The organism is Kitasatospora sp. NPDC059088, assembly GCF_042738155.1.
GTDB lineage: Bacteria > Actinomycetota > Actinomycetes > Streptomycetales > Streptomycetaceae > Kitasatospora.
Genome location: NZ_JBHYGR010000043.1, coordinates 34,004 through 49,854, shown reverse-complemented (window position 1 = coordinate 49,854; position 15,851 = coordinate 34,004). Strand labels below are relative to the sequence as shown.

General features: G+C 73.3%; 17 protein-coding genes. 12 read left to right on the top strand and 5 right to left on the bottom strand.

The features are described from left to right. Position 1 precedes the first annotated feature (1 nt). The 3 genes from leuD to ACFWXO_RS20735 all read left to right on the top strand — a co-directional run bounded on the left by leuD (position 2) and on the right by ACFWXO_RS20735 (position 2,008). Positions 2 to 598 carry a 3-isopropylmalate dehydratase small subunit gene (gene leuD / locus ACFWXO_RS20745; RefSeq protein WP_375891717.1) on the top strand — a complete coding sequence of 199 codons (597 nt, stop codon included), beginning with the start codon at positions 2 to 4 and terminating at the stop codon, positions 596 to 598. 182 nt (positions 599 to 780) lie between these two features. Next, positions 781 to 1,131 (top strand): hypothetical protein, encoded by a 351-nt coding sequence (locus tag ACFWXO_RS20740; RefSeq protein WP_375891718.1) that lies wholly within the window; start codon positions 781 to 783, stop codon positions 1,129 to 1,131. A 133-nt stretch (positions 1,132 to 1,264) separates the two neighbouring features. Next, the gene (locus tag ACFWXO_RS20735) at positions 1,265 to 2,008 is read left to right on the top strand and encodes an HU family DNA-binding protein (protein WP_375891720.1); all 744 of its coding nucleotides are present in this window, start codon (positions 1,265 to 1,267) and stop codon (positions 2,006 to 2,008) included. Between the two features lie 224 nt (positions 2,009 to 2,232). Here the strand turns inward: ACFWXO_RS20735 and ACFWXO_RS20730 are convergent, their stop codons facing one another. Beyond that, positions 2,233 to 2,457 carry a hypothetical protein gene (locus ACFWXO_RS20730; RefSeq protein ID WP_380525280.1) on the bottom strand — a complete coding sequence of 75 codons (225 nt, stop codon included), beginning with the start codon at positions 2,455 to 2,457 and terminating at the stop codon, positions 2,233 to 2,235. A 38-nt stretch (positions 2,458 to 2,495) separates the two neighbouring features. Continuing rightward, positions 2,496 to 3,179, bottom strand: coding sequence for a 2-phospho-L-lactate guanylyltransferase (gene cofC / locus ACFWXO_RS20725; RefSeq protein WP_375891724.1), 684 nt, complete (start codon positions 3,177 to 3,179; stop codon positions 2,496 to 2,498). Positions 3,180 to 3,409: 230 nt separating this feature from the next. Between cofC and ACFWXO_RS20720 the strand changes: the two genes are divergently transcribed. From ACFWXO_RS20720 to ACFWXO_RS20710, 3 genes are all read left to right on the top strand, one after another. Further along, positions 3,410 to 4,243 carry a lysophospholipid acyltransferase family protein gene (locus ACFWXO_RS20720; protein WP_375891726.1) on the top strand — a complete coding sequence of 278 codons (834 nt, stop codon included), beginning with the start codon at positions 3,410 to 3,412 and terminating at the stop codon, positions 4,241 to 4,243. A gap of 14 nt (positions 4,244 to 4,257) precedes the next feature. Beyond that, a complete protein-coding gene (locus ACFWXO_RS20715; protein ID WP_380396348.1) occupies positions 4,258 to 5,241 on the top strand; it encodes an NAD(P)H-dependent glycerol-3-phosphate dehydrogenase in 984 nt (327 codons plus the stop codon). Positions 5,242 to 5,340: 99 nt separating this feature from the next. Further along, positions 5,341 to 6,486 carry a D-alanine--D-alanine ligase family protein gene (locus ACFWXO_RS20710; RefSeq protein WP_380525279.1) on the top strand — a complete coding sequence of 382 codons (1,146 nt, stop codon included), beginning with the start codon at positions 5,341 to 5,343 and terminating at the stop codon, positions 6,484 to 6,486. Between the two features lie 72 nt (positions 6,487 to 6,558). Here the strand turns inward: ACFWXO_RS20710 and ACFWXO_RS20705 are convergent, their stop codons facing one another. Together ACFWXO_RS20705 and ACFWXO_RS20700 are read right to left on the bottom strand one after the other, a co-directional pair. Next, a complete protein-coding gene (locus ACFWXO_RS20705) occupies positions 6,559 to 7,080 on the bottom strand; it encodes a DUF3515 domain-containing protein (protein WP_375891729.1) in 522 nt (173 codons plus the stop codon). Between the two features lie 19 nt (positions 7,081 to 7,099). Next, entirely contained in the window at positions 7,100 to 7,333 is a 234-nt protein-coding gene (locus tag ACFWXO_RS20700; protein ID WP_375891731.1) for an Lrp/AsnC family transcriptional regulator, read from the bottom strand. Positions 7,334 to 7,561: 228 nt separating this feature from the next. On the opposite strand from ACFWXO_RS20700, the gene ACFWXO_RS20695 reads away from it, so the two are divergent. The 3 genes from ACFWXO_RS20695 (at position 7,562) to thiD (ending at position 10,556) form a co-directional block, all read left to right on the top strand. Then, positions 7,562 to 8,527 carry a thiamine-phosphate kinase gene (locus tag ACFWXO_RS20695; protein ID WP_375891732.1) on the top strand — a complete coding sequence of 322 codons (966 nt, stop codon included), beginning with the start codon at positions 7,562 to 7,564 and terminating at the stop codon, positions 8,525 to 8,527. Positions 8,528 to 8,694: 167 nt separating this feature from the next. Continuing rightward, the gene (locus ACFWXO_RS20690) at positions 8,695 to 9,720 is read left to right on the top strand and encodes an ATP-dependent 6-phosphofructokinase (protein ID WP_380525278.1); all 1,026 of its coding nucleotides are present in this window, start codon (positions 8,695 to 8,697) and stop codon (positions 9,718 to 9,720) included. A 38-nt stretch (positions 9,721 to 9,758) separates the two neighbouring features. Then, a complete protein-coding gene (gene thiD / locus ACFWXO_RS20685; protein ID WP_380525277.1) occupies positions 9,759 to 10,556 on the top strand; it encodes a bifunctional hydroxymethylpyrimidine kinase/phosphomethylpyrimidine kinase in 798 nt (265 codons plus the stop codon). Between the two features lie 157 nt (positions 10,557 to 10,713). Here the strand turns inward: thiD and rpmB are convergent, their stop codons facing one another. Continuing rightward, a complete protein-coding gene (rpmB, locus tag ACFWXO_RS20680; RefSeq protein ID WP_014138233.1) occupies positions 10,714 to 10,899 on the bottom strand; it encodes a 50S ribosomal protein L28 in 186 nt (61 codons plus the stop codon). Between the two features lie 281 nt (positions 10,900 to 11,180). Between rpmB and ACFWXO_RS20675 the strand changes: the two genes are divergently transcribed. From ACFWXO_RS20675 to ACFWXO_RS20665, 3 genes are all read left to right on the top strand, one after another. Beyond that, the gene (locus ACFWXO_RS20675) at positions 11,181 to 12,812 is read left to right on the top strand and encodes a DAK2 domain-containing protein (RefSeq protein WP_380525276.1); all 1,632 of its coding nucleotides are present in this window, start codon (positions 11,181 to 11,183) and stop codon (positions 12,810 to 12,812) included. 49 nt (positions 12,813 to 12,861) lie between these two features. Further along, the gene (gene recG, locus ACFWXO_RS20670; protein ID WP_380525274.1) at positions 12,862 to 15,093 is read left to right on the top strand and encodes an ATP-dependent DNA helicase RecG; all 2,232 of its coding nucleotides are present in this window, start codon (positions 12,862 to 12,864) and stop codon (positions 15,091 to 15,093) included. A gap of 104 nt (positions 15,094 to 15,197) precedes the next feature. After that, positions 15,198 to 15,731 carry a hypothetical protein gene (locus ACFWXO_RS20665; RefSeq protein WP_350508249.1) on the top strand — a complete coding sequence of 178 codons (534 nt, stop codon included), beginning with the start codon at positions 15,198 to 15,200 and terminating at the stop codon, positions 15,729 to 15,731. Positions 15,732 to 15,851: the final 120 nt, after the last annotated feature.

Genomic DNA, 15,851 nt, shown 5'->3' with positions numbered 1-15,851 from the left:
CATGGAGAAGTTCACCACCCACACCGGCCGGGCCGTCCCGCTGCGCCGCAGCAACGTGGACACGGACCAGATCATCCCGGCCCATTGGCTCAAGAAGGTCACCCGATCCGGTTTCGAGGACGGCCTGTTCGAGGCCTGGCGCAAGGACGAGTCGTTCGTCCTCAACCGGCCCGAGCGCGAGGGCGCCACCGTCCTGGTGGCCGGCCCCGAGTTCGGCACCGGCTCCTCCCGGGAGCACGCGGTCTGGGCGCTGCAGAACTACGGCTTCCACGCGGTCATCTCCTCGCGCTTCGCCGACATCTTCCGGGGCAACTCGCTGAAGAACGGTCTGCTGACCGTCGTGCTGCCGCAGGAGACCGTGGAGCGCCTCTGGTCGCTCACCGAGAGTGACCCTTCGGCCGAGATCACCGTTGATCTGGAAGCACGGGAAGTCCGGGCCGAAGGCATCACCGCGACCTTCGAACTGGACGACAACCTCCGGTGGCGGCTGCTCAACGGCCTGGACGACATCAGCATCACGCTGCAGAACGAGGGGGACATCGCCGCCTACGAGGCGACCCGTCCGGCGTTCAAGCCCCGTACTCTGCCGGTGTCCTGAGTTCCCCTCAGAACAAGCATTCTGACGATCCACCGGATGGCCCGCGCTCCCCCTCGGGGGGGCCGGGCCATCCGTCGTTCCGGAGCACGAGTTAGCACCGGGGGCTCCCCGGATTGCCCATTCGGCTTTGCGGAAGAGGGCCCCGCGCAAGTACAACTGCGGGTAGATGGCACAATCAGTACATGCACCGGCACCATGAACCTCCGTACGCGGGCGGCGAACCCGCGTCCGAGGAGTCCACGGGCCGGGGATCCGAACGCCGAATTGACGATCGGCCGGACGTCACCTCCGCAACACCAGCTGAGGCGCCGGACGACCAGGAAGTCGCAGCGCTCTACGCGCTTGTGGCCGAGCGGTTGAAGCAAGCTCACGCCCGCGTGCATGCGCTGAACGTGTCTGTCGATGCAAAGACCGCTCTCACCCGTCAACTGCTCATCGTCACGGAGACCGCCAAGCGCGATCTTCCGGAGGCGGCAAGGCGGTTGAGTCGCTTTGTACATGACCTCGACGAGGGGCACCCGCCCCGCGCCTGAGGTCGCGGACGCGCAAATCCATTGCGACACTAGGGTGATTCGCGCGTTTGGTAATTGAAAGTCCGCAGATACATACCTAACGTGCGAAAAGAACGGATGGAATCATCCGGCGCCCGTTTCCGAAGGGGAAGACGTGAACAAGGCTCAGCTTGTCGAAGCGGTGGCCGAGCAGCTGGGCGGTCGCAAGGCTGCCGCAGAGGCCGTCGACGCAGTGCTCGACACCATGGTCCGTGCCGTTGTGGCCGGTGACCGGGTTTCGGTCACCGGTTTCGGCACCTTCGAGAAGGTGGAGCGCTCCGCGCGCTTCGCCCGCAACCCGCAGACCGGCGAGCGGGTCAAGGTCAAGAAGACCTCGGTCCCCCGCTTCCGTCCGGGTCAGGGTTTCAAGGACCTGGTCAGCGGCAGCAAGAAGCTGCCGAAGGAAGGCCCCTCGGTGAAGAAGGCCCCCAAGGGCTCGCTCACCCCGGGCAAGACCGGTGTCGCCGCGACCCCGGCCGCCAAGCGTGCCGCCACCAAGCGCGCCGCCACCGCTGCCGCCGCCGCCCCGGCCGCCAAGAAGGCCGCCGCGAAGAAGGCGACCACCACGGCTGCCGCCAAGAAGACCACGGCCACCGCCGCGAAGAAGGCGACCGCCACGGCCAAGAAGGCGACCACCACGGCCGCCGCCAAGAAGACCACGGCCACCGCCACCAAGGCGGCTGCGACCAAGGCCGCGGCGACCAAGAAGACGGCCGCCGCGAAGAAGGCGACCACCACGGCTGCCGCCAAGAAGACCACGGCCACCGCCAAGAAGGCGACCGCCACGGCCAAGAAGACGGCGCCGGCGAAGAAGACCGCCACCCGCAAGACCACCGCGCGCAAGGCCTCGGCCAAGTAAGTCCCGCGCGACTGTCCTCGGACGGCCTTCGGCACAGAGCCGCGGCACCCCCTTCCGCGAATTGCGGAGACCGGGTGGCCGCGGCTCTTTCGATTTCCGGGCGCTTAGTCAGGATTCACCGGCAGCCGCCGTCCGGGCGCGGAAATCCGCAGGAACTGCGGGAACTGCCGGAAGGGTGGGAACGGCCGGAGGGGGGACGGTGCCGTCAGCGGTCGTTGACGCCGTCAGCGGCCGTCGGCCGGGTCGGGGAAGGTCTGCAGGGTCACGAAGACCACCCGGCGGGCCGCGCCCGCGCCCTCGGTGCGGATCCGCACCCGCTGGCCGGGCCGCAGCAGCAGCAGGCCGCCGGCGTCGAAGGCGGCCGCGTCGAACGGCACCGGGGTCCCGTCGTCGAGCAGCACCGAGCCGGCTCGGGTGGCGGGGTCGAAGGTGAACGCGGTGGCCTGCATGCCAGCAGCATAGCGAGCGGGTCCGACGGGCCCGCTGGTCAGGAGCCGCCCAGACGGGCGAACAGCGCACTGGTGTACGGGCCGAGGCCGAGCCCGGCGGCCTCGCCGAGGTCGGCGCCGGTGTCGACGTCCCGGCGCACCGACTCCACGTCCGCCAGGCGCAGTTCGAGCGCCCCGCCGGCCGCGTGCCGGGCCCGCGAGCCGTCCCCGAACGCGGGGGCGAGCGGACGGCCGGGGCCGCAGGCGAGCAGGGTGGTGCCCAGGCCGGGGGAGTCCGGCAGGAAGGCCCGGCCGTCCGACGGCACCGCGCCCAGCACCCGGGCGAGTTCGGCCGGGCGCAGGGCCGGCAGGTCCGCCGAGAGGGCGGCCAGCGGCGCCCGCGGGGCGAGCGCCCGGGCGGCCGAGGCGCCGTGCGCCAGCGCCCGGTTGAGGCCGCCGCCGGGTTCGTCGGCGACCACCAGGGCGCCCAGCCCGGCCAGCCGGGCGCCGGCGGTGGCGTCCGGGGTGACCACCAGGACGCGCGAGACGCCCGGGGTGGCCAGCGCGGCGGTGACCGTGTCGAGGGCGAAGGAGAGGGCCAGCTCGGCCCGGTGCGGGCCCGCGTACGGGGCCAGTCGGCTCTTCGCGAGGGCGAGCGGCTTGAGCGGTAGCACCAGCGACCAGTCGGCGGCGGGTGCGGCGGGCGCGACGGGCTCGCTGGGGCGTACGGTGTCCTGGGTCATCGGCGTCATTGTGACGCCGGTCCCGGAACCCTCGCCAGGCCGTCCGAGCTGTGCGGACGTGCGTTTGATCACGCCCGCCCGGCGGGTTGGCGCGGCCGCTCGACAGCCGGTGAGCAGGCGGGCGACACTGTTCCGCGCCCGTGCCCCGGGCACCGGTCGCGCCGGTGCGCGGCACGGGAGGCCATGACCGCGGCACCCCACGTGCCGCATGCGATGAGAAGGAGCCTGGGGTGGCCCGCCGCTCGTACGCCAAGTTCGGCAACGCCGACTACGGCATCTGGTACCGCTTCGCGGCCGTGCTGGTGAAGCCGGTGACGACCGCGTTGGTGAAGCCCGACTGGCGGGGCTGGGAGCACATTCCGGAGAAGGGCGGCTTCATCGCCGCCGTGAACCACAACTCGATCATCGACCCGGTGATCTACGCGCACTGGCAGTACAACAGCGGCCGTCCGCCGCGGATCCTCGGCAAGTCCTCGCTGTTCTCGATCCCCTTCATCGGGTTCATGCTGCGCAAGACCGGCCAGATCCCGGTGTTCCGCGAGTCCACCGACGCGGCGCAGGCCTTCCGGGCCGCGATCGACGCCGTCAACAACGGCCAGTGCGTGCAGTTCTACCCGGAGGGAACGCTCACCCGGGACCCGGACCTGTGGCCGATGACCGGCAAGAACGGGGTCGCCCGGGTCGCGTTGATGACCGGCGCGCCGGTCATCCCGGTCGCGCACTGGGGCGCCCACGAGATCATCCCGCCGTACGGCCGGGCCGGTTTCGGCAAGGGCAGGTTCAACCTGTTCCCGCGGCACCGGGTGACCGTGGCCGCCGGGCCCGCGGTGGACCTGAGCAAGTACGCGGGCATGGAGCTCACCGGCCAGGTGCTCAACGACGCCACCGAGGACATCATGGCGGCGATCACCGAGGTGCTGGCCGGGGTCCGCGGCGAGGAGCCGCCGGCCGAGCGCTACGACATGCGCAAGGCCGCCCGCGAGCGGGCCGCCGCCGCGCTGGCCGAACGCCGCCGCGCCAAGGGCGGCCGGAACGACAACGACGAAGAGGGGACGGGCCGGTGACCCGCTGCGCCGTGATGGGGACGGGCTCCTGGGGCACCGCGTTCGCGATGGTGCTGGCCGACGCGGGCTGCGAGGTCGTGCTGTGGGCCCGCCGCCAGGAGCTGGTGGACGCCGTCAACTCCACCCACGAGAACCCGGACTACCTGCCGGGCGTCCGGCTGCCCGACACCGTCCGGGCCACCACCGACGCCGCCGAGGCACTGGCCGGCGCCGACTTCGCGGTGCTGGTGGTGCCCTCCCAGACGCTGCGCGACAACCTGGCCGCCTGGGCGCCGCTGATCGAGCCGCAGACCGTGCTGGTCAGCCTGATGAAGGGCATCGAACTCGGCACCGCCAAGCGGATGAGCGAGGTGATCGACGAGGTCACCAAGGTCGGCCCGGAGCGGGTCGCGGTGGTCAGCGGGCCCAACCTGGCCAAGGAGATCGCCAACCGGCAGCCCGCCGCGAGCGTGGTCGCCTGCACCGACGAGGCGGTCGCCAAGCGGCTCCAGGCGGCCTGCCACACGCCGTACTTCCGGCCGTACACCAACACCGACGTGATCGGCTGCGAGCTCGGCGGCGCGGTCAAGAACGTGATCGGCCTGGCCGTCGGCATGGCGGCCGGCATGGGGCTCGGCGACAACACCAAGGCCACCCTGATCACCCGCGGACTGGCCGAGACCACCCGGCTCGGCGAGGTGCTGGGCGCCGACCCGCACACCTTCGCGGGGCTGGCGGGGATGGGCGACCTGGTCGCCACCTGCTCCTCGCCGCTGTCGCGCAACAACACCTTCGGGATGAACCTGGGCCGGGGCATGTCGCTGGCCGAGACCATCGCGGCCACCCGGCAGACCGCGGAGGGCGTCAAGTCCTGCGAGTCGGTGCTGGACCTGGCCCGGCGCAGCGGGGTCGACATGCCGATCGTCGAGGCGGTGGTGGACGTGGTGCACAACGGGCGGCCCACCCAGGAGGCGCTGCAGGTGCTGATGTCCCGCTCGGCCAAGGCGGAGCGGCGCTGAGGCCCGGCCCGTCGGGCCCCGCACCCGGTGGTGGGCGCGGACTCTCCGGGCCGGCGTTGACTTCCCGGAAACACCTCGCACGGTAGTCTCAAACCCGATATGAGCATCGAACAGACCACCCCGGACCCGTCCGCCCCCAAGCCGCGCGTCGCGCTGGTCTTCGGCGGGCGCAGCTCCGAGCACGCGATCTCGGTCTCCACCGCGGGCAGCGTCCTCCGGGCGATCGACCGTGACAAGTACGACGTGCTGCCGATCGGCATCACCCACGAGGGTCGCTGGGCGCTGACCAGCGACGAGCCGTCCCGGATGGCCATCACCGACGGCCGGCTGCCGGACGTGGCCCACGTCGCCGAGGCCGTCGACGGGCAGGTCGCGCTGCCGGTCTCGCCGGGCAGCCGGGAGGTGCTGCTGAGCGAGCCGGGGAGCGCCCCCAAGGCCCTCGGCGAGGTCGACGTGGTGTTCCCGCTGCTGCACGGCCCGTGGGGCGAGGACGGCACCCTCCAGGGCCTGCTGGAACTCTCCGGCGTCCCGTACGTCGGCAACGGCGTGCTGGCCAGCGCGGCCGGCATGGACAAGGAGTTCGCCAAGCGGATCCTGGCCTCGCACGGCCTGGGCGTCGGCCACTACACGATCGTGCGGCCGCGCGACTGGGAGACCGAGCCGGGCCGCGCCGCGGTGCGCGAGCGGGTCGCCGAGCTGGGCCTGCCGGTGTTCGTGAAGCCCTGCCGGGCCGGCTCCAGCATCGGCATCACCAAGGTCAAGGACCTGGCCGAGCTCGACGCCGCGATCGAGGAGGCCCGCCGGCACGACCCCAAGCTGATCATCGAGGCGGGGGTCTCCGGCCGCGAGATCGAGTGCGGGGTGCTGGAGTTCGAGGACGGCCCGCGGGCCAGCGTCCCGGCCGAGGTGCTGGTCGGCGAGGGCTTCGACTTCTACGACTTCGAGGCCAAGTACATCGACTCCTCCGAGGTGCGGATCCCGGCCGAGCTGACCGCCGAGGAGGTCGCGGAGATCCGGCGCCAGGCGGTGGCCGCGTTCGAGGCCTTCGGCTGCGAGGGCCTGGCCCGGGTCGACTTCTTCCTGCTGGACGACGGCAGCTGGATGATCAACGAGATCAACACCATGCCGGGCTTCACCCCGATCTCCGCCTACCCGAAGATGTGGGAGGCCAGCGGGGTCTCGTACGCGGAGCTGATCGACCGGCTGCTGCAGACCGCGCTGCGCCGCTCGACCGGGCTGCGCTAGCGGGCCCGTACGCGTGACAGGGGCGGGCCGGGACTTCCCGGCGCGCCCCTTCGGCTCGGGGCGGGTACGGGCTCAGCCCGGGATGTTCGCCTTCACCGCGGGGGTCAGGGCGGCCGCCGGGTCGAAGGGGTTCTGCGCGGCTCCGGCCGGGACGGTCACCTCGACGTAGGCGGCCCGCATGGTCGCCACGAAGCGGTAGCCGCCGTCGGCGAGCTGCTGCGACCACCAGGTGACGTCGTCGACGGTCGGCGACAGGTCCTTGGCGTGCGGGCCGTCCAACTCCTCCGGGCGGTCGATGCCGCACCGCAGCACCACCCGGGGCGAGTCGCCCCAGGCCGCCACGTACGGGGAGGCCGGGGACGGGTCCCGGCGGGCGCGGCCGAGCAACTCCTGGGGCAGGGCGGCGCCCAGCGCCCGGCAGTGGTCCGCGGCCTTCCCGCTCGGCCGCGGGACCTCCACCGCGGGGTCGTCGGCGGAACTCCAACTGCCGATGAGCACCACCACGGTGCAGGTCAGCGCGACCGGCGCGGCCAGCCAGCGGACCGGCGCGGGAAGCGCGGTCAGCGCCCTGGGGATGCGGAGTTCTCTGGCCACCCGCCGATGGTAGCCGGGGTCAGAGGTGCACCACCGGACAGGTGAGGGTGCGGGTGATGCCCTCCACCTTCTGGACCTTGGCGACCACCAGGCGGCCCAGGTCGTCGACCGTGTCGGCCTCGGCCTTGACGATGACGTCGTACGGGCCGGTGACGTCCTCGGCGGTGATCACACCGGGGATCTTCGCGATGGTCTCGGCCACCGCGGTGGCCTTTCCTACTTCGGTCTGGATCAGGATGTATGCCTGTACCACGGGTGACCTCCCGGCGGCCGGTTGGGGGGATCGCCGCCGGGACCGCCCGGGCTGGTGCAGGGGTGGGTGCGGGCGCACCGGCAGGCTGATCACCACGCTACCGCGCAGCGGGCCGGGGAGGGGAGACTTCGGTGCCCCCGGAGGGCGTACGCTGCGCGCGGGGGGAGCGACGGGGACCGTATCCCGGGCGGCGGTGCCGTCCGGGGAGGAAAGGCGAGAGGACGGCAGATGCAGGGGACCGTGGGCGAGCTCGGCGAGTTCGGTCTCATCAGGGAGCTGACCGCCCGGGTACCGCTCACCGACGCGGTCGACCTCGGCCCCGGGGACGACGCCGCGGTGGTGAAGGCCCCGGACGGCCGGGTGGTGGCCACCACGGACGTCCTGATCGAGAACCGGCACTTCCGCCGGGACTGGTCCACCGCCTACGACGTGGGCCGCAAGGCCGCCGCCCAGAACCTCGCCGACGTGGCCGCGATGGGCGCGGTGCCGACCGCGATACTGCTCGGGCTGGTCGCCCCCGCCGACCTGCCGACCACCTGGGCCACCGAGCTGATGGACGGGCTGCGCGACGAGTGCCAGGTCGCCGGGGCGACGGTGGTCGGCGGCGACGTGGTGCGCGGCGACACCGTCATGCTGGCGATCACGGCGCTCGGCGACCTCCAGGGGCGCCCGGCGGTGACGCGCTCCGGCGCCCAGGTCGGCGACGTGATCGCGGTGTGCGGCTGGCTCGGCTGGTCGGCGGCCGGACTGACGGTGCTGCAACGCGGCTTCCGCTCCCCGCGCGCCTTCGTCGAGGCGCACCGCCGGCCCGAGCCGCCGTACCACGCGGGCCCGGCCGCCGCCGAGTTGGGCGCCACCTCGATGATCGACGTGAGCGACGGGCTGGTCGCCGACCTCGGCCACGTGGCCCGGGCCAGCGAGGTGGACATCGACCTCAGGGCCGCCGACTTCGACGTCCCGGCGCAGATGGCCGACATCGGCCAGGCGGTCGGGGTGGACCCTTTGGTCTGGGTGCTGTCCGGCGGCGAGGACCACGCGATCGTGGCGACCTTCCCGCGCGGGGTCCAACTCCCGTCCCGCTGGCGGGTGGTGGGCGAGGTGACCGGCCGCCCGCGGGGATCGCGCAGCGGACGGGTGACGGTCGACGGCGCGCCCTGGGACCGGGTCGGCGGCTGGGACCACTTCGCCGAGTGAGGTACGGAGGACGGCTGACGGGGCGTGGACGCCGGTACGGCGCGTGACGCTCCGGACGTGCGGCGGACGGGCTTCGAGGGTGCGTTCTGCGTAGGCTTGCGCCATCCGAGCCCGCCCGCCGTCGGCTGCGGCCGGGCCGAACCACGGCGAGCGGGAGCACACCACACATGCGCATCGGTGTCCTGACCAGCGGCGGCGACTGCCCCGGCCTCAACGCGGTGATCCGCTCGGTGGTGCACCGGGGCACGGACGTGCACGGCGACGAGATCGTGGGCATCGAGGACGGCTTCCTCGGGCTGATCGAGGGCAGAACCCGGCCGGTCTCGCACGACGACGTCACCGGTCTGCTCACCCTCGGCGGCACCATCCTGGGCTCGGCCCGGGTGCAGCGCGAGCGGATCGCCTGGGCGGTGGAGAACGCCAAGACGCTGGCCCGGGACATCGGCATCGACGCGCTGGTCGCGATCGGCGGCGAGGGGACGCTGACCGCCGCCAAGCTGTTCAGCGACGCCGGACTCCCGGTGGTCGGGGTGCCCAAGACCATCGACAACGACATCGACGCCACCGACGTCACCTTCGGCTTCGACACCGCGGTGCACGTGGCGACCGAGGCGATCGACCGGCTCAAGACCACCGCCGAGTCCCACCAGCGCGTCATGGTGGTGGAGTTGATGGGCCGGCACACCGGCTGGATCACCCTCACCGCGGGCATGGCCGGCGGCGCCCACGGCATCCTCATCCCGGAGAAGCCCTTCGACATCGAGGCGGTGGCCCGGATGGTCGAGGACCGCTTCGCCCGCGGCAAGAAGTTCGCCATCATCGCCGTCGCCGAGGGCGCCGCCCCGACGCCCGGCACCATGCGCTTCGACCACGGCGAGGTCGACCAGTACGGCCACCGGACCTTCGGCGGGATCGGCAACCGGCTCGCCCACGAGCTGGAGAACCTGCTCGGCAAGGAGGCCCGCCCGGTCATCCTGGGCCACACCCAGCGCGGCGGCACCCCGACCGCCCGGGACCGGGTGCTCGCCACCCGCTTCGGCTGGCACGCGGTGGAGGCCGTCCACCGGGGTGCGTTCGGGCACTTCACCGCGCTGCGCCGGACCGGCATCGAGCTGCTGCCGATCGGCGACGCGGTGACCAGGTTGAAGACGGTGCCGCAGGACCGCTGGGCGGAATCGGAAGCGGTGCTCTGACGGCGGCGCCCCGAACGCGCGCGGGTAGGTTGGGGGCCATGGATTCGACCGCACCTCCCCGCGTCCTCACCGTCGCCGGTTCCGACTCCGGCGGCGGCGCCGGCATCCAGGCCGACCTCAAGGCGATGCTCGCCCTCGGCGTCCACGGCATGAGCGTGATCACCGCCGTCACCGCGCAGAACTCGCTCGGCGTCCAGGGCTACTGGGAACTGCCCGCCGAAGCCGTCCGGGCGCAGTTCCGCAGTGTGGTGGACGACATCGGGGTGCAGGCGGTGAAGACCGGCATGCTCGCCTCGATCGAACTGGTCGAGACCGTCGCGGAACTGCTCGCCGGGGTGGCCGCCCCGGTGGTGGTCGACCCGGTCGGCGTCTCCAAGCACGGGGACGCGCTGCTGGCCGCCGAGGCGGTCGCCACCGTCCGCGAGCGGCTGCTGCCGGTCGCCACCGTGGTCACCCCCAACCTGCACGAGGTGACGCAGCTCACCGGCCGGACCGTCGAGGACGAGTCGCAGATGCTGGCCGCCGCCGAGGCGCTGCTGGACCTCGGGCCGCGCTGGGTGCTGGTCAAGGGCGGGCACCTGGCCGGCGAGGCGGCCGACCTGCTGTACGGCGGGCCCGGCGAGGTGCACTGGTACCGCGCGCCGCGCTACGACAACCGGCACACCCACGGCACCGGCTGTACCCTGGCCAGCTCGATCGCGGCCGGCCTGGCCAAGGGGGAGTCGGTGCCCGGGGCGGTGGGCTCGGCCAAGGAGTACGTCACCGGCGCGATCGCCGGGGGCTTCGCCCTGGGCGCCGGGATCGGCCCGGTCGACCACGCCTGGCGCTGGCGCTGACCCGCGGCCCCGGCCGGAACGCGGCGACGGGCGGACCCCCGAGGGGGTCCGCCCGTCACGTGTGCGTCCGGAAAGCCTGACCGGTCCCGGAAACAGCGAAGCCGGTCCATCCGGGGATGAACCGACTCACTGGAGGACCGGCATGCCGGTCTGCGCGTCAGCGCGAGACCTTACCGGCCTTGATGCACGAGGTGCAGACGTTGAGCCGCTTCGGCGTACGCCCAATCACAGCGCGCACCGTCTGAATGTTGGGGTTCCAACGACGGGGGGTACGGCGGTGAGAGTGGGAGATGCTGTTGCCGAAGCCCGGCCCCTTGCCGCAGACGTCGCAGTTGGCAGCCACAGGAGTCACTCCAAGACTTCAGATCAGATACTTTCGAAAACCCACTCACCCACCAGAACACTCGCGTGCACCGGACCGGACAAGGGGGTGAGCCTGGACGGTTCCAGGCAACCGGAAGAGCATACAACGCTTGCTTCCGTCCCACGAAACTACCATGACCGGCCGGGTGATCGCTCCGGTCAGGGGCCCCGGCGGCCCTCCCCGAGCCCCGATAACCTGCCGGTATCACCCCTCGCCGCGGCCCCCGGGCCGGTCCGGCGGCCCGTCCCGGAGGAGACCTGGTGCTGCACACGCTCGACGCCCCGGCCGTGCGCACCTGGTGCCAGCTCGCCCTGCGGGCGCTCGGCCAGGCCCGCGAGGAGATCGACGCGCTCAACGTGTACCCCGTCCCGGACGGCGACACCGGCACCAACCTCTACCTGACCGTCGAGTCCGCCGCCGCCGAGGTGGAGAGCCGCTTCGCCGACCCCGAGTCCGGGCCGGCGCCCGGGCTGGCCGACGCCGTCCGCGCGATGGCCCGCGGCGCGCTGATCGGCGCCCGCGGCAACTCCGGGGTGATCCTCGCCCAGTGGCTGCGCGGCACCGCCGAGACGCTGGCCGAGGGCGGCGGCGCCGACCAGCTTCGGGCCGCCTTGCTGCGCGCCGCCGACTCCGCCTACCAGGCCGTCGCGGAGCCCGTCGAGGGCACCCTGCTCACCGTCGCCCGGGTCGCCGCCCGCGAGGCGGTGCGGGCCGGGGACGGGCTCGCCCAGGTCGCCGACACCGCCCACCGGGCCGCCCGGGACGCCCTGCGGCACACCCCCGAGCAGCTCGCCGTGCTGGCCGAGAACGGGGTGGTGGACGCCGGCGGGCGCGGCCTGGTGGCCGTCCTCGGCGCGCTCGCCGACGCCGTCGCCGGGCAGCAGCCGATGGGGCCGGTCGCACTGCGCGGGGACGTCCGGGCGGTGGAGAGCTGCGAGCCGCACCGGCGGCCGCCCGGCCCGGGCCACCCCGCCTTCGAGGTCATCTACCTGCTGGACGCCGAGGACGAGGCGCTGCCCGCGCTGCGCGAGCGGCTCGGCGGGCTCGGCGACTCGCTGGTGATCGGCGGCGGCGACGGCCTGTGGAACGTGCACGTCCACGTGGACGACGCGGGCGCCGCCGTCGAGGCCGGGGTCCGGGCCGGGCGCCCGCACCAGATCCGGATCACCCACTTCGCCGAGGCCGCCGCCCGGTCCGGCACCGCGGCCGAGCGCGGCGAGCGCGAGCACCGGACCCGCGCGGTGCTCTCGGTGGTGTCCGGCGACGGGCTGGCCGACCTGTGCGAGCAGGCTGGCGCCGTCGTCCTGCACGCCGACCCGGACCGCCGCCCGGCCAGCGCCGAACTCGCCGACGCCGTCCGCGGCGCGGCCGCCCGCGAGGTGGTGCTGCTGCTCAACGACCCCGAACTGCGCGCCGCCGCCGGGGCCGCCGCCGACCAGCTGCGTGAGGAGGGCGTGCGGATCGCCGTCCTGCCCACCCGCTCGCCGGTGCAGGGCCTGGCCGCGCTCGCCGTGCACGAGGGCGGCCGCCGCTTCGACGAGGACGTGGTCGCCATGACCTCGGCCGCCGGGGCCACCCGGTACGCCGAACTCGCCGTCGCCGAGGGGGAGTCCTGGACCATGGCCGGGGTCTGCCAGGCCGGCGACGTGCTCGGCCTGATCGACGGGGACGTCGCGGTGATCGGCGCCGGACTGGCCGAGGTCGGCGAGAGCGTGCTCGACCGGATGCTCGGCGCGGGCGGCGAACTCGTCACCCTGATCCTCGGCGAGGGCGCCGACCGGGCGCTCGCCGACCGGCTGGTGGCGCACGTCCGCCAGCAGCGGCCGGAGGTGGACTCGGTGGTCTTCCACGGCGGCCAGGAGTTCACGCCGCTGCTCATCGGCGTGGAGTAGCGGTCCGTTCGTCGGTGTTCGTCGGTGCCTTGGTGTAAACAAGGGCCTGATGGGCGCTCTCGATGAACCACTGACCAAGCTCGTCGGCGACCGCACCGCGAAGGTGCTCGCCGACAGTCTCAAGCTGCGCACGGTCGGGGACCTGCTGCACCACTACCCCCGCCGCTACGTCGAGCGCGGCCAGCTCACCAGCCTGGACGAGCTGGAGGTCGACGAGCACGTCACCGTGCTGGCCCGGATCGAGAAGGTCACCCTGATCCCGTTCCGCGGCCGCAAGGGGGACCGGCTGGAGGTGGTCGTCACCGACGGCCGCAGCCGGCTCTCGCTGGTGTTCTTCAACCAGGGCTGGCGGCAGAAGGAGCTCAGGGCCGGTGCCCAGGGCCTGTTCGCGGGCAAGGTCGGGGTCTTCAACCGCAGCCGCCAGCTGGTCTCGCCCGACTACCAGCTGCTCGACGAGGAAGCGGGCTCCGATGCGGCGAAGCAGTTCGCCGGCCGGCTCATCCCGGTGTACGGCGCCAGCGCCCAGATGCCCAGCTGGAAGCTGTCCATCTGCATCGAGACCGCGCTCACCAAGCACCTCGGCGACGTCGGCGAACCGCTGCCCGCCGAACTGCGCGAGCGCCACGACCTGATCCCGCTGCCGGAGGCGCTGGAGCTGATCCACCGCCCGGGCAGCCAGGCCGACCGCGAGCGCGCCCAGGGCCGGCTGCGCTGGGACGAGGCCTTCGTCCTCCAGGTCGCCCTCGCCCAGCGCCGGGCCGCCGACTCCGCGCTGCCGGCCAAGCCCCGGGTGGCCCGGGCCGGCGGCCTGCTGGACGCCTTCGACGCCCGGCTGCCGTTCACCCTCACCGAGGGCCAGCGGAAGGTCTCCGCCGAGATCGCCGCCGACCTGGCCACCGAGCACCCGATGCACCGGCTGCTCCAGGGCGAGGTCGGCTCCGGCAAGACCTTGGTGGCGCTGCGGGCGATGCTCGCGGTGGTGGACGCCGGCGGCCAGGCCGTGCTGCTGGCGCCCACCGAGGTGCTGGCCCAGCAGCACCACCGCTCGATCGTCGAGATGATGGGCGACCTCGCCCAGGGCGGGATGCTCGGCGGCTCCGAGCACGCCACCCGGGTGGTGCTGCTGACCGGCTCGATGGGTGACCCCGCCCGCCGCCGGGTGATGTCCGACATGGCGTGCGGGAACGCCGGGATCGCCATCGGCACCCACGCGCTGATCCAGGACAAGGTCCAGTTCCAGGACCTCGGCCTGGTCGTGGTGGACGAGCAGCACCGCTTCGGCGTCGAGCAGCGGGACGCGCTGCGCGCCAAGGGGCAGCAGCCGCCGCACCTGCTGGTGATGACCGCCACCCCGATCCCGCGCACCGTCGCGATGACCGTCTTCGGGGACTTGGAGACCTCCGTCCTGGACCAGCTCCCGGCCGGCCGCTCGCCGATCTCCACCCACGTCGTCCCCGCGCTGGAGAAGCCCAACTTCCTCACCCGGGCCTGGGAGCGGGTCCGCGAGGAGGTCGGCAAGGGCCACCAGGCGTACGTGGTCTGCCCCCGGATCGGCGACGAGGAGCCGGCCGCCGACCCGAAGGCCGCCAAGAGGAGGCGGAAGGCGGCCGAGGAGGACTTCGAGGAGGTCGGCGACACCGACGCCGGCGCCGGGAGCGACGAACGGCGGCCCCCGCTCTCGGTGGTGGAGACCGCCGAGAAGCTGGTGAAGGGCCCGCTGGCCGGACTGCGGGTGGAGATCCTGCACGGCCGGCTCGCCCCCGACGCCAAGGACGACGTGATGCGCCGGTTCGCCGCCGGGGAGGTGGACGTGCTGGTCGCCACCACCGTGATCGAGGTCGGCGTGAACGTCCCCAACTCCACCGTGATGGTCATCATGGACGCCGACCGCTTCGGCGTCTCCCAGCTCCACCAGCTGCGCGGCCGGGTCGGCCGGGGCAGCGCGGCCGGACTGTGCCTGCTGGTCAGCGACATGCCGGCGGCCAGCCCCGCCCGGGCCCGGCTGGACGCGGTGGCCGGCACCCTGGACGGCTTCGAGCTCTCCCGGATCGACCTCGAACAGCGCCGCGAGGGCGACGTGCTGGGCCAGGCCCAGTCCGGGGTGAAGTCCTCGCTCAAGGTGCTGTCGGTGCTGGAGGACGAGGAGGTCATCCTGACCGCCCGGACGGAAGCCACCCGGCTGGTCGCCGAGGACCCGGAGCTGGCCGCCCACCCGGAGCTGCGCACCGCGCTGGAGAGCCTGCTCGACGAGGACCGCGCCGCCTACATGGAGAAGGGCTGAGCGGGCTCCGGCACCGCCCGACTGTCAGACCCCCGGGAGAGAATGTAGTTGTTCAGGGCGCACCCCCAAGGTGCGTTCCTGGCACGACACTTGGGGGTCCTGCCATGGCATTCCGTCATCTCAACGAGCTCCCGCTGGGCGACAAGGTCTTCCGGATCGAACTCGCCAGCGACGACGACCGCGAGGTCACCCTCACCCTCACCGGCTGGCGTGAGGGGGCGGCCGCCGCGCCGCTGGCCTCGGGCAAGCTCCGCCTGCCGGTCGAGGACGTCGCCTCGCTGCGGATCGCGCTCAACCGCGCGCTGCGGGCGCTGGCGATCGTCGCGGACGTCGCCGAACCCATCCCCGACCGCGACGTGCTGCGCGAGCTGTACCCCGGACACGGCGCCCCGTGGGTGCCGCAGCACGAGGAGGAGCTGGTCCGGCGCTTCCACGACGGCGAGACCGTCGCCCGGATCGCCGCCCGCTTCGGCCGCACGCCCGACTCCGTCCGGACCAAGCTGCGCGAGCTCGGGCACGACCCGCGCCGCCCCGAGTTCTGCCCGCCCGACGGCTGCCTGTCCTGGTCCCGCTACGCCTCGCCGGCACTGCTCGGCGCGGCGGTCCCGAGCCAGGGGGCCGGCTCCGAGGCGAGCTAGCGAGTGTCCGCCGGGGCCCCCCCGACCCCTCGGCGGGGGCCCGGTCGGTTTTCACCGCTCGCCCGCGGTTTGCCCCACGCCCCCCGGGGGGGCTACCGGGGTGGGGGCGCGACCTAATGA

Coding starts and splice junctions, on each gene's coding strand:
- leuD (WP_375891717.1), top strand. CDS start 2: ATGGAGAAGTTCACCACCCACACCGGCCGGGCCGTCCCGCTGCGCCGC.
- ACFWXO_RS20740 (WP_375891718.1), top strand. CDS start 781: ATGCACCGGCACCATGAACCTCCGTACGCGGGCGGCGAACCCGCGTCC.
- ACFWXO_RS20730 (WP_380525280.1), bottom strand. CDS start 2,457: ATGCAGGCCACCGCGTTCACCTTCGACCCCGCCACCCGAGCCGGCTCG.
- cofC (WP_375891724.1), bottom strand. CDS start 3,179: ATGACCCAGGACACCGTACGCCCCAGCGAGCCCGTCGCGCCCGCCGCA.
- ACFWXO_RS20715 (WP_380396348.1), top strand. CDS start 4,258: ATGGGGACGGGCTCCTGGGGCACCGCGTTCGCGATGGTGCTGGCCGAC.
- ACFWXO_RS20710 (WP_380525279.1), top strand. CDS start 5,341: ATGAGCATCGAACAGACCACCCCGGACCCGTCCGCCCCCAAGCCGCGC.
- ACFWXO_RS20695 (WP_375891732.1), top strand. CDS start 7,562: ATGCAGGGGACCGTGGGCGAGCTCGGCGAGTTCGGTCTCATCAGGGAG.
- ACFWXO_RS20690 (WP_380525278.1), top strand. CDS start 8,695: ATGCGCATCGGTGTCCTGACCAGCGGCGGCGACTGCCCCGGCCTCAAC.
- thiD (WP_380525277.1), top strand. CDS start 9,759: ATGGATTCGACCGCACCTCCCCGCGTCCTCACCGTCGCCGGTTCCGAC.
- recG (WP_380525274.1), top strand. CDS start 12,862: ATGGGCGCTCTCGATGAACCACTGACCAAGCTCGTCGGCGACCGCACC.
- ACFWXO_RS20665 (WP_350508249.1), top strand. CDS start 15,198: ATGGCATTCCGTCATCTCAACGAGCTCCCGCTGGGCGACAAGGTCTTC.